Origin of the sequence: Colwellia sp. MB3u-4 (assembly GCF_014077065.1) — a bacterium.
Classification (GTDB): domain Bacteria; phylum Pseudomonadota; class Gammaproteobacteria; order Enterobacterales; family Alteromonadaceae; genus Cognaticolwellia.
In genome coordinates this window covers 51,591-67,930 of the sequence record NZ_JACGVE010000077.1, presented here as the reverse complement: position 1 = coordinate 67,930, position 16,340 = coordinate 51,591, and the positions used below count along the sequence as shown (strand labels likewise).

General features: G+C 38.6%; 12 protein-coding genes. 4 read left to right on the top strand and 8 right to left on the bottom strand.

All coding sequences use genetic code 11. From position 1 onward, the window contains the following. Positions 1-410: 410 nt before the first annotated feature. The 5 genes from H4J61_RS08580 to H4J61_RS08560 all read right to left on the bottom strand — a co-directional run bounded on the left by H4J61_RS08580 (position 411) and on the right by H4J61_RS08560 (position 6,104). On the bottom strand, positions 411-749 hold the full coding sequence (locus H4J61_RS08580) for a hypothetical protein (RefSeq protein ID WP_182184747.1): 339 nt from the start codon (positions 747-749) through the stop codon (positions 411-413). Positions 750-832: 83 nt separating this feature from the next. Further along, positions 833-1,885, bottom strand: a complete 1,053-nt coding sequence (locus H4J61_RS08575) for an oxidoreductase (protein ID WP_182184746.1) — start codon at positions 1,883-1,885, stop codon at positions 833-835. 278 nt (positions 1,886-2,163) lie between these two features. Further along, positions 2,164-3,111, bottom strand: coding sequence for a class I SAM-dependent methyltransferase (locus H4J61_RS08570; protein ID WP_182184745.1), 948 nt, complete (start codon positions 3,109-3,111; stop codon positions 2,164-2,166). 1,188 nt (positions 3,112-4,299) lie between these two features. Next, the gene (locus H4J61_RS08565; RefSeq protein WP_182184744.1) at positions 4,300-5,466 is read right to left on the bottom strand and encodes a murein transglycosylase domain-containing protein; all 1,167 of its coding nucleotides are present in this window, start codon (positions 5,464-5,466) and stop codon (positions 4,300-4,302) included. 332 nt (positions 5,467-5,798) lie between these two features. Beyond that, on the bottom strand, positions 5,799-6,104 hold the full coding sequence (locus H4J61_RS08560; protein ID WP_182184743.1) for a DUF2007 domain-containing protein: 306 nt from the start codon (positions 6,102-6,104) through the stop codon (positions 5,799-5,801). Between the two features lie 633 nt (positions 6,105-6,737). Between H4J61_RS08560 and H4J61_RS08555 the strand changes: the two genes are divergently transcribed. Genes H4J61_RS08555 through H4J61_RS08545 form a run of 3 tightly spaced genes read left to right on the top strand, consistent with a single transcriptional unit; the run spans position 6,738 to position 9,976 of the window. Continuing rightward, positions 6,738-7,547, top strand: a complete 810-nt coding sequence (locus tag H4J61_RS08555; protein ID WP_310650047.1) for an ABC transporter ATP-binding protein — start codon at positions 6,738-6,740, stop codon at positions 7,545-7,547. Beyond that, a complete protein-coding gene (locus H4J61_RS08550) occupies positions 7,547-8,257 on the top strand; it encodes an ABC transporter permease (RefSeq protein WP_182184742.1) in 711 nt (236 codons plus the stop codon). The genes H4J61_RS08555 and H4J61_RS08550 overlap by 1 nt, the downstream gene beginning before the upstream one ends. Next, entirely contained in the window at positions 8,258-9,976 is a 1,719-nt protein-coding gene (locus H4J61_RS08545; RefSeq protein ID WP_259363213.1) for a GldG family protein, read from the top strand. Between the two features lie 62 nt (positions 9,977-10,038). On the opposite strand, the gene H4J61_RS08540 is transcribed toward H4J61_RS08545, so the two are convergent. The 3 genes from H4J61_RS08540 to H4J61_RS08530 form a co-directional block, all read right to left on the bottom strand. Next, a complete protein-coding gene (locus H4J61_RS08540) occupies positions 10,039-12,309 on the bottom strand; it encodes a DUF3488 and transglutaminase-like domain-containing protein (RefSeq protein WP_182184741.1) in 2,271 nt (756 codons plus the stop codon). A 7-nt stretch (positions 12,310-12,316) separates the two neighbouring features. Next, positions 12,317-13,426, bottom strand: coding sequence for a DUF58 domain-containing protein (locus H4J61_RS08535; RefSeq protein ID WP_182184739.1), 1,110 nt, complete (start codon positions 13,424-13,426; stop codon positions 12,317-12,319). Between the two features lie 131 nt (positions 13,427-13,557). Then, positions 13,558-14,487, bottom strand: a complete 930-nt coding sequence (locus H4J61_RS08530; protein WP_182184737.1) for a MoxR family ATPase — start codon at positions 14,485-14,487, stop codon at positions 13,558-13,560. A 485-nt stretch (positions 14,488-14,972) separates the two neighbouring features. On the opposite strand from H4J61_RS08530, the gene H4J61_RS08525 reads away from it, so the two are divergent. Further along, positions 14,973-16,052 (top strand): succinylglutamate desuccinylase/aspartoacylase family protein, encoded by a 1,080-nt coding sequence (locus tag H4J61_RS08525; protein ID WP_182184735.1) that lies wholly within the window; start codon positions 14,973-14,975, stop codon positions 16,050-16,052. The last annotated feature ends 288 nt before the right edge of the window (positions 16,053-16,340 follow it).

The window sequence follows — 16,340 nt, the reverse complement described above, 5'->3', positions numbered from 1 at the left end:
CATTTATGCCAATAACCGTTAAATTTCATTTAACCTGATGGACTGAAGTCCAACCTACATGGGACAAACGTTTAGTGGCCAATTAACATAATAGGTCATCCGACATCTGCAGCGGCATATTTTTTTATCAGCATTTATGCCAATAACCGTTAAATTTCATTTAACCTGATGGACTGAAGTCCAACCTACATGGGACAAACGTTTAGTGATTTTTTTGTAGGTCGGACTTTAGTCCGTCAAGCTTACCGCGAATACAAAACGTAGTGGGATAAAGCCAAACAGAAAAATAAACTGAAAGCTATTTTTCTTTAAATCTGACAGCTCAAAACTTCAAACTGAGCGCTGTTTTTTTTAAAACCTGATGGACTGAAGTCCAACCTACATGGAACAAAAACTTAGTAAGCTTAGTGTTACTCAGTGCCCGCTTTTAACTCTATAGAGATAACTTTTGGCCAGATATAAGAAAAAAGCCAATTTACGAAGAAATAAACCACAAGCAGTACAACAATACGAACGTCTGAGTCATAGCCGCTAAATTCTACCAGTTGCTTACCCGTAAGCATTAAAAATATTAATGTCGCTAAAAAAATAGCAAACCAGATGCTTTTGGATTTTCCTGTTGAAACACAAAGGCTACCGCAGCTTTTACACTTTACCTCAGAGAGTCCAAACCGTTTAAGTGGTAATAACTTGTTTACATCACTTTTTGAAATAAGTGCATTTTGACAATTTGGACAAAGAATATTCATTTTAAACCTTACAGCTATTTCAGCAGAAAAATATAGCTGGCTAAAGTAAGCGACACAGCCGCAAAAAACAAATTTTATTTGTCCTATTTTAATCCTTCATAGTTTTTAGCTAGAGATATCATCATTTTTTTACCACTCTCACTGCTTATTTCCGCTAATTCAAGTATCTTTAAAACCTCTACTGCATCAGCTGGATTAATTGGATTACAACCACCTAACTTTATAGCTTGAGCAATTTCTAAGTAGTATTGCTTGTAGCAACCCTGCTCAGTTTCTATCGCTGTACTCGAAAACTCAGTGTATAAACGACCATAGTTTTCCTCATTTTCGACACCATACAAGGAATTTACTGGGCTTATACCCTTTTTTAATTGCTCTTCTTGCGGGTCAAAACCATATTTAATGAAACTTCCTTTTGTTCCTTCAATACGAAAGCGCATATTGGGAGCCGCTGAAAATGAACTTGCATGGAGAACAACTTCAAGATTTTCATAATGAAGTTGCACGTGAAAATAGTCCGTGGTTTGAGAGCCAGCTCTTAATGGTAAACATCTTGCCGTTAATGACTCAGGCAGACCAAAAATATTGATGGCTTGATCCACTAAATGCGAGCCTAGATCAAACCATATTCCAGAGCCCTTTCCTGCTTGTTCTCTCCACCTTTGCCTAACGGTAGGGCGAAAACGATCATAATGAGATTCAAAGTATCGAACATCTCCAAGTTGATTGTTTTTTAAAAGCTTTTTAACCGTTAAAAAATCCCCATCCCACCGCCTGTTATGAAAAACAGACAGTAATAACCCCTGCTCTTTAGCTAAATCTACTAGCTCCTGCGCTTCTACACTGGTGGTAACCATAGGTTTTTCTATAACGACATTAATGCCATGTTCTAAGCACAATTTTGCCAATGAATAATGCACATTATTTGGCGCTGTGATGACCATTAATTCAAGGTTTGCACTCGTTATTAACGCTTGTGCCGTATCAAAAATGGCAATATTAGGATGTTGCTCCCTTACTAATTCTTTTTGAGAACTATTTATCGCGACTAACTCCATATATTCTGATGTTTCTATCAGGGGAATATGAAATGTTTTAGCTGAATATCCGTATCCTATTACACCCACTTTTATCATGTAAAAATAACCTGTTTTTATGACCCGATGAATTTATTGAAAACTAAGATTTTATTAAACATCATTCTAAAATTTTTTGCCAAACTCAAGAGAAACGCCTTAGTACCACCATCCCATTGATGATTCATAATATAAGCGGAAAACCCATTAGACAGATTTCCCTTGTTATACACATAATTTTATCGACGGCCGTGCTCATCTATTTTGGCAGTACAGTGAAAAAATAAAATCGTTTATTTGGCCACAGTTTTTTGGTCTATGCGCTAACGAGACATAGCTTAAATCTTTTCAAATACTGTCACTCTGAGCTTTCGATCGACATTCTCATCAGGAAAGTCACACTCACTGGTAAACCGATCAATCATTTTCAAGGTATGAGTCGATGCGGTAATAATTTCGGCATCTGACTGATCCCACGTTGCATCAAAGCGATGAAACATGCAAATCAACCAGCCTCCTGGGTTTAAAAGCTTTGAGCATAGACTGACCAATCTCGCAAAGTCTTGCCCTTTAGGTTGATGCTCTGAATGAGGTGACTTATACACTTTTGGCGGCGGATCTAAAATAATACCGTCGAAGGTCTGGCCACGCTTTATTGCTTTAGGTAAATGCTTATAGATATCACCCTGTATAAAACTGCGCGTGCCAAGGTCAAGGCCATTTTTTTTGTAGCTTTTTTCGATACGGGGTAACAAGTCTTTCGACTTATCCAAATGAATAGCGGCTTTTGCACCACCTTTTAAAGCAGCAATACCGAGACTACCCGTGAATGAAAATAAGTTGAGAACACGGCGACCCTCACTATGATCAGCTAACCATTTGCGCACTGGACGCGCATCAAGATACAAACCGCAGTTATGCATCGCATCCGGAAGTAAACTGTAATAAACACCATATTCTTTAACAAATTCTGGAGCGTCGGAAAAATCACCATGCAACGCAAACATTCTTTCCTTCAACCGTAATCCAAGTAATTGGTCACCTTTGGCTAGAATTAGCGTAAAGGGAAAGTGCTGTAGCAGTGCATCTTTAATCGCATCAAGATCGTCACGAATATCCTCTTTATATTCAACCACAGCCATAGTACCGAATTTTTCAATAACAACACTTTTTGCGCCTTCAGCGTAACCATGAAAAACACGCCAACAATCAAATTCATCAGACTCATGTAAAACTTTTCGATCCTTCCATGCTTTTGCGATTAAATCATGCCAGTTAATTGTCAATTCTATGCCCTGCCCGTATGTGTTTTTTAGTCTTGATTCCCACCTGAAATAAAAGGATGCGGGGACTCTAACTTATTGAGCTAGCATTATAACGAACCATAGCTTGTGTTAATACTGATATCCACACAGAAACAAAGTTCCTGTAAAGACTCTCTGTAAAAACCCTGCCAAAATACATAATTTTCACATACGTCTTACTAAACTAGTGATAATAACCTGTGATAAATAGTTGGCTATTCATATTTGGCCCATGACAGTAATCACTGGCTTTAAGGTTGACGGACTAAAGTCCGACCTACAAAAAAACACCTAACGCTACATAGTCGCTCGCAGGCACTATGTAGGTTGGACTTCAGTCCATCAAGTTAAATGAAATTTAACGGTTATCGGCACAAATACCGAGTGACAAAAGCAATACACAGCTGCAAGTTTTTTTTGACCTATGACAGTAATCACTGGCTAAACGGTTGACGGACTAAAGTCCGACCTACAAGAAACACCTAACGCTACATAGTCGCTCGCAGGCACTATGTAGGTTGGACTTCAGTCCATCAAGTTAAATAAAACTTAACGGTTATCAGTACAAATACCGAGTAAGAAAAGTAATACTCAGCTGCAAGTTCTTTTGGCCCATGACAGTAATCACTGGCTAAACGGTTGACGGACTAAAGTCCGACCTAAAAAACGTCTAACGCTACATAGTCACTCGCAGGCACTATGTAGGTTGGACTTCAGTCCATTAAGTTAAATGAAATTTAACGGTTATCAGCACAGATACCGAGTGAGAAAAGTAATACACAGTTGCAAATTTTTTTGGCCCATGACAGTAATCACTCGCTTTACGGTTGACGGACTAAAGTCCGACCTACAAAAAAAAACCTAACGCTACATAGTCGCTCGCAGGCACTATGTAGGTTGGACTTCAGTCCATCAAGTTAAATGAAATTTAACGGTTATCAGTACAAATACCGAGTGAGAAAAGTAATACACAGCTGCAAGTTCTTTTGGCCCATGACAGTAATCACTGGCTTGACGGTTGACGGACTAAAGTCCGACCTACAAGAAACGCCTAACGCTATATAGTCACTCACAGGCACTATGTAGGTTGGACTTCAGTCCATCAAGTTAAATGAAATTTAACGGTTATCAGCACAGATACCGAGTAACAGGGCTGCACAACAGCGCTATTTACAAATAGGTTTTTTCAGCTTTAGTTACCTTCTCTAAATAACGACGAGATTCTACCTTTGGGTGCTTTTTAGTGAGCAGATAATAAACAACTTTAGGCGATTTAGTATTGAGTACTTTCATCGCGGTTTTACGATTACCATGAAAGGTTTTTAATACATTGCCGCTGCCGCCATTATAAGCTGAAATAATGGCGTAATGACGACTGGTGGCATTGCTGACATCTTTCAAATAATTGTTATTGAGAATGTGTAAATAGGCTGAGCCAATATCAATATTAAAAGCAGGATCAAAGAGTTGCTGCTTGCTTGGCATACCTTTTTTCTTTTTAATACGTTGAAAAACATCAGCTCCAGCGGTACTAGGCACAACTTGCATCAAACCATAGGCATTAGCGGTACTTACAGCAAATGGGTTAAAACTACTTTCGGTTTCAATGATGCCGAAGATCAGCTCTGGTGATATTTGATAACGATTAGCCGCCGCAAGTACATGCTTACTGTATTTTTGTTCACGTAAGTGTTGATGTTTTTCAACCATTTTAATGCTAACAGCATAAATTTGTTTTCGATTTTTGTTGTATTTCTGTAAATTAAATTCTGTTAAGTACTTAGAAAATCGATTAGCACGCCATGAGTATTGAATAGGCTTATTGTCGCGATCAAGCACCTGTTGGTACAAATATGGTGTGCCGGAGAGTTGTGGCGCTTCGCTTGAAAATATATCAGTTTTTCGAGGATCTGATGTTGCTAATAAAGTAGTCACAATGGCACGCTGTAAATTGTGCAAGGTTTTAGCCTCAGACTGAGCCGCTAACGTTTCGATTAAAATGCTGCCTTTTTCAAAATCAACAATGGCACGCGCTTGGTAGTCGTTAGTATATTTAACCAGTTTTTTATTGCTCGGTATTTGAGGCTTAGCTTCGCCCCACACATCACCTATATGCTTACTTAACTCTTTAAGCAGCACTTTGATATTATTGACATCTTGCTGAATAAGTCGATTAGTTTCAACCGCTTGATGAGCAATGGTAATAAAATCCGTATCGTTAGCATTTATTTGTTTAATTAAGCTTTCAGCACTACGAATTGAACTGAGGTTGGGTATGCTCTTACAACTGGTTAAACTAATGACTATAAATAACAACAACAACACTTTTTTAAACATTAAACAACGACCTTTAATTTATTTACTTGCCACATAGCATTATATAGATTCATCTACTGAAAAGTACAAATAGCTTAATAATATAAAGCTGATACTTTGCACTATGCTTTTGTGACCTTTATCAAACGAGTTGGACTCACTTTGCTAGCGGTTAATGCATCACTTATTGCAATCGGGTTCATTAAAAGAATGTCTGTTAGTTCGTGGTAATTAGACCAGGTCATTTAACCTTATTAAAAAATAATTTTCCACGATTAAACCAAGTGGCTCGCTATTATTAACCTTTGCTGTAAGTTGAACTCTAGAGCTGTGCTCTACCTCATGGCGTGTTGTTATGAATTTTCAGACGCGCAATTCCAACATATTTCAAAAGACGGGGCATTTTTCTCTGAGCAGTTTGTACAGGTCCAGTCCTCGCCATCAATGTCACTCTGTGATGAGTCTAATATTTCTGTCGCACGTTCCAAGTCGACATCATCTGTAACCCAAACTTCAGGCCAAGAGTCGAAAGCGGAGATTTCTCCTATAGCGCCCTGAGAAAATTCATTTTTAATAAATGTGCTTATTCCTTGTGCTTCAATAAGATTTTTAATATTGCTAACCAGTAAAAGACTTTCGTTGGAATATACTATTTTCATAATTAAATTCACCTAAGCATTTAATCAGAGAAACTTCCCTCTGATTTATTTTATATATTAATAACAAAACTTTGCCAGTATTACCAATGCTCGCTTATAGATAAACTAGCTATTTGTCTTATTTTTCACCTCAAAAAGAAATAATAGCTAACTGTCTATAACAACAATGACTAAAATTGGATAAGATGAAAAAATCACTTTTTATAGATAATATTGCCAAGTGAATGTACCGCCAAAATCATGCAAAAAAATCTTGATACTTATATTTAGTAAATAGTAGCAAGGTGTTGTTTATAAAACACTAAAACAGTTTGTTCGTGCTACACTGCTTTAGTGTTTTTTATTGGTTAATCGCGTTTTTTGACCGCGCTTTATTAATGCTATTTTACTAGTGGCTAAGTCTAACTATGAGTATTATTGCTGTTTTACCTCACTATAATGTTGTAAAACACGCGCAGTGAAAAAATAGCTTCAAACTAGTGGCTGGCGCTTATATTGACCTAAGTATAAAAACTAGCAGACATGAGTAATGTCATAGATAATCTGTGTTAACAATAATATTTATGATCAAATATTTATGATCAAATAATATTGAAGTCAGATTTATTAAGCGTAATTATATAAGGCTATTGAGTGAGTATTTTAACAGTTGAGCATATCAGTAAAAACTTTGGCGCACTGCAGGCGGTAGATAATGTTAGCTTTGAAATTAACCAAGGCGATATTGTTGGCTTTTTAGGTAAAAATGGCGCGGGTAAAACGACATTAATGCGGATGATAACCGCTTTTCTTGCCCCCTCTTCTGGCAGAATTTTCATTGATGGCGACGACATCACTAAACACTCGTTAACTATCCGGAAAAAAATTGGTTACCTACCCGAAAATCCGCCTTTGTATACCAATATGACCGTATTGCAGTATGTAAAGTTTGCGGCTGAAATAAAAGGCGTTGCCGCGAAAAAACAAGCTGTTCAGCTCGCTAAAGTATTAGAAGACTGCCAATTAGAGCAGGTTAAACACAAAACTATTTCAACCTTATCTAAAGGCTATAAACAAAGAGTGGGTATTGCTCAAGCGATTATTCATGAGCCTAAATTACTTATTTTAGATGAGCCCACCAGTGGCCTTGACCCCATGCAAGTTCAACAAGTATTAGCACTTATTAATAACCAAAAAGAACAAAGAACCGTGTTACTGAGCACACATACCTTGCCTGAAATTGAAAAAATAGCCCAACGTATTTTAATGATTAAATCTGGGCAACTTATTATTGATCAGTCATTACAAACCTTACTAAAAGGCAGTATAAATAACACTGATGAAAACAGCCAAGCTCAAGCATTAACCTTAGAGCAAATATTTTTTAACCATCACCAAGAGTCAGCACCTGTCTCATCAAAAAAAACTATACAAACGCCAAGCCAAAATGTAAGTAATTACTGATGAATAAAATTATCGCACTGACCAAAAAAGAGCTACATAGCTACTTTAGTAGCCCTGTGGCCTACATTATTCTCATTGCTTGTTTGTTATTATTTAATGTGCTTTTTTATATGTTGATAGAGCAAAATAGAGAAGTGTCATTACGAGACATCTTTCAAGTGATGGAGTTTATGTTTATTTTTATCATCCCTTTATTAACCATGAAGTTATTTGCCGAAGAAAAAGCTAACGGCACCATGGAGTTTTTGCTCACTGCCCCCTTAACACCGAGTATGATCGTGTTAGGTAAATACTTTAGTATGCTAATTTTTTACTCACTGTTAATTAGCATCACTGGCATTTATTATTTTATTGTTGAGTATTATGGCAACCCCGACCCTTACAGTATTTTATCGGGTTATGTGGGTATTTGGTTAGAAGGCGCACTTTTCATCGCCATAGGTTTACTGACCTCGTCGTGGACACGAAATCAAATTATTGCCGCGATGACCTCGTACCTGATCCTATTCTCACTGTATTTTTCAATCAGCTTTACCAAGTATTTCACTGGCTTTGCAGAAAACTTTTTGATCCAACTCAGCACGCGTAGCCATCTTGAAAATTTCGCTATGGGTATTATCACGGCCAGCGATGTTGTCTATTACTTAGCCGGCATTGTGCTCTGCTTGATATTAACTGGCTTGAGCATCAACCATAGGTTGTGGCAATAAATGATGATTAAAAACAATAAAACTTTACTGCTTAAAAAGTTATTACCTACGTTGATTGGCGCAGCGCTCTTGCTATTTATATTAGGTTTAGCGTTATTTTATATCGATGCGCAATTTTCTTTGCTGTCATTAAGTCTTGCTAGTGGCCTTACATTAGGCGGCGGCATAGCATTTTTAGTTTTGCTCAAGCTTAACAGTCAGCTTAATCAGACTGACGCTAAGGCGATAAAGGCGGCATTCAACGCCACTAATTCAACTGATACTAATCAAGGCAAGGCTAAGCCCATTTTTATTGGCCCACAAGGAAAAAAAGTCTGCCTTATTTTTACTATGATCATCGTGAGTATAGGTTTTTTGGCTACCAGTCATTATGCGGCCAATAGCATAACCACGCGATGGGATGTCACGGCAAGTCAGCAACATACCTTAACTAAAAACACTACCGAGTTTATTAGTACACTGAAAGAAAAAGTTGAATTAACCGCGTTTTATGTCGGTTTGCCACCAAAATATTTACAAGATTTATTTAAGGAATATGAAAGGCTTTCTGCTGGCCTGATCAGCACGCAAATAATTGACCCAATAGAGAATATTTCATTCGCTGCTAAGTTTGGCAATGTAGTCAGTGGTGCCGAACGTAAAGTTATTGTCCAATCAATTAATGGCCGCAAAGATGTTGATTTTAGCGATGACGCACTGACAGAAGAAAAACTCACTAATGCTATTGCTCGCGCTAGTAGCCCGCCAAGACAGCTTTACTTTCTCACTGGCCACGGTGAATATTCACTGGCAAACACCGACAATGTCGGTTTATCGACCTTTAAACAGTTATTGGCTGATAACAATATTAACAGTAAACCACTGATGTTAGGTATAACTCAGTCGATCCCTGCTGATTGCGATGTGCTAGTTATTGCCGGTGCTCGCACTGAACTTACAACACAAGAGGATAAGTTAATCATTGATTATTTAAGCGCGGGTGGTGATGCCTTATTTCTGGTTGAACATACCAGAGTTACCACGCCTGATAAGCCACTAACAGTAGAACAGCTAGAGCAAAATCCGTCATTAAATAGCATTATTAATCAGTGGGGACTTAAGGTTAAATCCGACATTGTGGTTGATTTAACCAACCATGTCGGTAACGATGTTGGCAGTCCTGCCACCAAAAACTACCAAAAGCATAAAGCCATTACCCAAGGTTTAGATTATACCTTTTACGTTAGGCCGCGCTCCATTGAGATGTTAGCCCAACGTCGCCCAAGCATTAAGTTAGCGGTTATTGCCGCGACAGCATCAACAGAAAAAAGTTGGGCAGAAACCAACAGAAATTTAGCGATTCAATATGATCAAGGTATAGACACCCCTGGTCCAGTGCCCATTTCTTATGTGGTACTTGAAGAGCATAAAGAGATAACTGCTAGCCCGAATAAAGTGCAAGCGCCCCGTTCTGATACCCGAATGATTGTTTTCACCGATGCAGACTTTTTAACTAATGTGTATATTAATCAATACAGTAATGCCCAAATGGGGCTAAATATTGTTAACTGGTTAGCCGAGACAGACTATCAGAATTTTTTAAGTGCGAAGGTTATAAAGGTTGAACGCTTAGATTTAACCAGTAAACAAAAACGTCAGGTCATGGTGATATTATTTTTCAGCCTATTTTTCTTTGTTATTGTTGGCACAGTGGTTTGGTTAAAATCAAAACAGCATTAATATTAGCTATTGCCTTTTAACATTCCCCGTTAACATTTCCCGTTAACATTAGCCAATGAATACTAGCCAATGCCCAGCTTGGCTAGCCATAATTGCCAACGAAGTTGCCGATAGCTAAGTTGTAGTTTTATTAACTGCTTATCACGCTCTTGTTGGCTAATATCATCAGCAAACCTTTGATAGCTTAGTTGTGCAAAGCCGTTTGATATCGCACAAAAGTTCGCTGACAACTCGGGTCGAGCTGTAGCAATAACATCAGCAAACTGTTGCGCGGTCATCGACCTTGCTTTGACCAATTGATGCTGCGCCATTAATTTTAGGGTTTTTAAATACAGGGCTTTAATTTTATCCTCAGTGTTCCCTTTCGCCTTGCCCTTAACAACTTTATAGCCATAAAACAGCAAGACCGCGCCAGCTAATATCAGCAAAAAATATAAAATATTTTTACCCTGCTTTAAACTCGCTAACAGCTGCGCCATAACACGCGATTGCTTTTGGCCCGTATAACCAATAACCCAACGTGTCCATTGGTAGTCAATGGCGTCAATTTGCATTTTAAGTTGCTTATACCACCACATGGCACGTAATGGTTGCAGCGAAAAAAGTCCGGAAGATAAATCATCATATTCCTGCATTAAGCTAGTCGAAAATCCCCTTTCAACACGTTCTGGATCTACCGCTGCCGTTGGGTCAATGCGCTGCCAACCGCTGTTGGGTAACCAGACCTCAGACCAAGCATGGGCATTGCGCTGATAAACACTTAAATAATTACCACTGAGATTGAACTCGCCGCCTAAGTAACCAACCACCATGCGAGCAGGAATACCGGCAGCACGCATTAAATAAGTAAAGCTACTGGCATAATGCTCGCAAAATCCCGCCCGAGTGTCGAAATAAAACTGATCTAAACTATGGTTATTCAGCCGAGGCGGCTGCAAGGTGTAATAATAGTTTTCTTCATTAAGTTCAGTTAACACCTGATTAATTAACTGGCGGTCATCATGATACTGCTGACGCAATTGTTGGCCTTTAGCGAGCAATTTAGGGTTGTTATCAGTGCTTAATAGCAAATTTAAAGCACGGCTAGCATCAGACAATGTCGCTGACATTTTGGCTGCTGGATAACTGGTGACTTGATAGCTTAATGTTTGACTAATAATACCGCGATAAAACAAGGCAAAGTCATTACGCCGGCCAATATTGCCTTGCTCACTGGTGGCGAAATCGAGCGCAAATAACCAAGATTGAAAACTAGGCTCAGCAATCACCTGATAGCTTAATCCTGTGCCACCTAGTTCAATATCGGCTGAACTGTTCGCCTGCTCCAAGGTAGCTGAACCATAGCTACTTTGAGCATTTTGACTATTTTGACTATTTTGACTATTTTGACTATTTTGACTTAGGTCTCGACGGCTTTGTCGCCAAGTTACGCCATCAAAATCATCTAATACCATCGCCCGCCAATACAGCTGTGCATGTTCAGGGTTACTGTTTTGAAAACTGACTCGAAACGCCAATTCATCCGACAAAGCTAATTGCGCAATATCGCCAATTTTTACGCTATCAGACAGACCAACTTTTGCTGATTCAACACTTGGCACTTGCCAAAAGGGACTTAGCTTGGGAAATCCGACAAATAACGCCACCGCTAAAGGCACTGAATATAAGCCAAGTTTAGCGACTAATTTAGCTTGTGCCCATACCGCCATTGTGGGTGCAAATAAGTTAAGTAGAATCATTAAATTGCCAAAAACTAAAACAATGACAGCCAATGAAAAATAAATAGATTGAATAAAAATTAATGAAGAGGTGGCAACAAAAATGCCTAATACCACCAGTTGATATAAATCTTTTCGCCTCGGTATTTCAAACATCTTTAAACTATAAGCGAAGCATAATAAATGCATCATGCTCAGCAAAAGCCCTAATGTTTGCCCCGCAACAGCGATAGCCACACTACCTGAAATAGCCAATAGTAGCATCAACCAAGGCGGTAATATTTTAGGTGTTACATAGCTTTTTATCGATTGGCTTAGCCTTGATACCAGAGCGCCTTTGCGAGCAATATTCAAATGCACAATAAACTGCAACGCCAAGGCAAAAGTGGCAAACAACAAATATAGCAGGTGCAACTGTATAACTAAGGTTGCAAGGTTAAGTAGCTGAAAAATCAATAAACAAAAGTACATTTGACTAGTAAGTTTTAGATCATTCTTTTCACTAGGATTTTTACTTTTTCTGGGCTTAAATTTTTGTTTAAAACTGGGTTTAAGACTGAGTTTAAGACTGGGTTTAAGGTGTTGCTTAACGCTGGGTTTAATTATTTTTGTCATCATGCACTCAATAACGTGCCAATGCGGTTAAGCATTTTAAGGTATGTTGTGCACTATGGTCATACTCAACCACTTGGTTCGGTAGTTTCAATGAAAAGGCAATTTGCTTAGTGCTACAGTCTTTAATCGCATAACTTAACCAACTTAAACGCTGTTCAAGTGTACCGTTTGGCAGGCGCTCAAAGTCTAACTGCAACTTGCCTGATAAGGCTTGTTGATATTGTTTTGTTAACCAACCTTGTCCTTGTGCCACATGCTTCCATGCCACACGACTCAGGGGTTCACCCAGTTGATAATGTTGCAATTGGTGAAATTCATCTTGGCCCGATTGAAAACTGTCTTGGTAACTTTCAAGGTTATTTTCCACCACTTCAATCGCCAGGTTTTGTTGCTTATCGGTCCAAGCATTGGCGATAGGCTTTGGATAAGCGGTAACTTGCTGAGCAAAGTCTAATCGGGTCCAAGCTTTAAATAACCCAAAGCCAAATTCGCTGATAATTAACACGCGACCCAGTGGATATTGGCCTCGTTGACAAATCCGATAAGGTATCCGAATGTTGTTTTCACCTATTTCGAGTTGTGCCAATGTTATTTTACTAAGCGCACTGTTACTTGGTTTACTCTTGCTTGGTTTACGCTTGCTTGGTTTACGCTTGCTTGATTTATTTTCGTCCACGCTGTGATCAAGTACTTGTTCGGTCTTTACCCTTGCTTGATCAAAAGAAAAGCTAATAGTAAAGCGCACTTTTTTACTGGTGATCACTAGTGGAAAGTACAACGGTGAATCAACAAAGCCTTGCAATCCATTTGTCGCTTGAAACTGTAAGCCAGAAAGATTAAAAAAACTATGATGCAAAACCACAATGAAAAAACTGACTAACAAATAGCTGATCAATATAATGACATTATTCTGATAATTGGTGCCCAGTAAAAATAGCAACAGCATAAACATTAACAAACCGGCACCAAAACGTGTGGGCATAATAAAAATATTACGATGATTGATTTGTTGCCGGCTGGCTTGCGGAATTCGACGAGTTAGCCAAGCATTAAAGTACTTATGCAGTACGCTTTTCAAGCTAGCGATTATCGAGCCTGTGCTTATCGAAGAGAACACGGTGTTTTTTCCTTTGCTTAACAACTAACGCCCCCTTTTTACTCGATGGCGATCACTTAACTTTATAACTTAGCTTCATAGCTTAAATTCATAATTTAACTTAGTAATTTAATTTAAATTAAATTACAGCCTTAAAGCAATGGGTTAGTCGGGTCAACCTGCGACAATATTTGCTGAGAAATTTCATCCGCTTGCTCAAACATATGATGATGTTGTGGCGCTAGTCTATGTTCACATACTGGGGAGAATACCGCTTGAATATCTTCGGGTATAACATAATCACGATTTTGCATAAAAGCCCATGACTTGGCGGCTGCCAGCAATGATTTTCCTGCACGCGGCGATAACGCCTTAGCTTGCGACTCACTTTGTCGGCTCACTCTGCATAGTGCAATCACATAATCTACAATAGCAGGCGCAACACAAATAGTCGCAATATGCTGTTGTATTTCTCGTAATTGCTCAACACCAAGAAAAGGCCTAATAGCCATAACATCGCGGTGTGATGTTACTGATTGTAAAATTTTACGTTCGGCATCTATGCTAGGAAACCCTAAAGAAATTCGCATCATAAAACGGTCTAATTGCGACTCTGGCAACGGATAAGTGCCCGCATGTGACATGGGGTTTTGTGTCGCTATAACAAAAAATGGCTCAGGTAATAGATGGGTTACACCGTCAACACTCACTCGTCCTTCCTCCATAGCCTCTAGCAAAGCGCTTTGGGTTTTAGGACTGGCGCGGTTCACTTCGTCAGCTAACACCACTTGATTAAATATTGCGCCCGGATGTAATTGAAATAACTTTGTCGCTTCATCAAAAATAGCAATACCAATAACATCGGCTGGCATTAAATCTGACGTAAATTGAATACGTTGATATGACAAGCCTAAAGTTAAGGCTAAGGTGTTAGCTAAGGTAGTTTTGCCCATACCGGGTAAGTCTTCAATTAAAATATGGCCTTTAGCGAACAAACACGCCAAGGCTAATTTCACTTGATGGGGTTTGCCAATAACGACAGATTCAATTTGAGCCAAAACATTGGCAACCACGGTTTGCATACTTGTCGTTCCTTCTTATTGAAACATTAGCATAATTAATTATTCAACGAATACCAAGTAAAATAAACCCTCATAAGATTATGTGCACACTAAATGCAGCAGTAGATGCCGTAGTAAGTGAAGTAAGTGAAGTAATAAAACCCTAAAAAATAGTATTGAAATCAAAAAAACTGTCATTGGCCAAAAAATAGCGCAAAAAAACGCCGCTTATTTGACCTTAGTCAACAAACCACAATATGGCCTTGTGGCATGCTAGCCAAATGTGTAAATCGAGACAGTAAATAAGCATGAACTTTCTCTTGATATATCGCTATTTTTTAGCTCAGTTGTGCTTTCACTATCGAACAGAGGTCGAGAATAGTGGCCTAATAATGGTCGAATCATTCTTGCATCATTTTCGAATAATGGTCGAGTTTACCTTTATCATTAACAGCAACTGACTCAACAAACATGCGCGATTATAGGTCGCATTTCGGAGATAATTTATGGATGTCGATTTTAGCGAAATAAGCTATTTAGTTAACCCATCTAGTCTTACATTACATGCCGATCATCAGCAGTTTTTGTTATCGTTAATTGGCCCTACCGTTATAGATATCCATGGCGAAAACAATAATGAATGGCGAGTTATTTCAACATTATTACAGGGTAATGAACCCTCAGGGCTGATAGCCATACATAGATGGCTCACCACAGGAAATAGATTACCTCGACCTAAAACGAATATTCGCATCATTATTTCATCTGTTGAAGCGGCTACTTATCAGCATTTATTTCATCACAGATACCTGCCCGAGGGCATTGATTTAAATCGCTGTTTTAACGAAAAAAGCATTCGAGGCGGTATTGATGGAAAAAATAAAAATATTGACGGCTATATTCAACGAGCGAAATTAATAGAAAATGCCATACGCGAGGTTAACCCTACAGCCATTATTGATTTACATAATACTTCAGGTAATGGCCCTGCCTTTGCCGTCAGTACGCTGATTAATCCCAATGTGTTGTCGATTACGTCTTATTTTTGCGATACCTTGATTTTATCTGATATTAGCATTGGCGCTATGATGGAGCTGAATTTCTCCTGCCCTGTAGTTACGATTGAGTGTGGTGGTAATTGTGATGACCAAGCGCATGATGTTGCTTATAATGGTATCAAAAAATTTACCCTTTGCGATGGTCATGCTACTTTACCACAAGATAAGGCCGTGCAAATTCTTTACAAACCTTTGCGTTTAGTCATTAAAGCAGAGCGCAAACTATCCTTTAGCAAACGTGACGAAGGCTATAGTGGCGTAACCTTGCGACAAAATATTGAACAATTTAACTATGGTGGATGCTGTGAGGGGCTGCTATTAGGCTGGCTTGATGATAAGGGTTTAGAAAACCTTGAAATGTTAAACGACCAAGGCGTAAACGTGATCGAACAGTACTTTAAAATGGTTGATAATAAATTGCTCTGTGCAACCAACTTGAAAATGTTCATGGCGTCAAATCAAAGCCATATTGTCCGTTCTGATTGCCTATTTTATGTCGTTAATAGCGTCAATAATTATCTTTCATAGCTAGCTTTACTAAAAATAAATCAATAATCACTAGCCAATAACTTTCAAATAACGCTCAAATAACTATCAGTTTGATTAACGCGATAAAAAGTCAGTTTACGCTGGCTTCATGCAGCGCTATAAAGCCGTTAATGTTTGGCTTGATATTTTTTGATACGCTTAATTCTTTCGCGGCAACACTGAGTTCATTTAACTCAAGAGAATAAAGCCTAGTTTACACTGGTTTATTTCTTTAGATTGAGCATATCAACGACTCTGATCTTATTGATACTTACCCCATTGATAGAC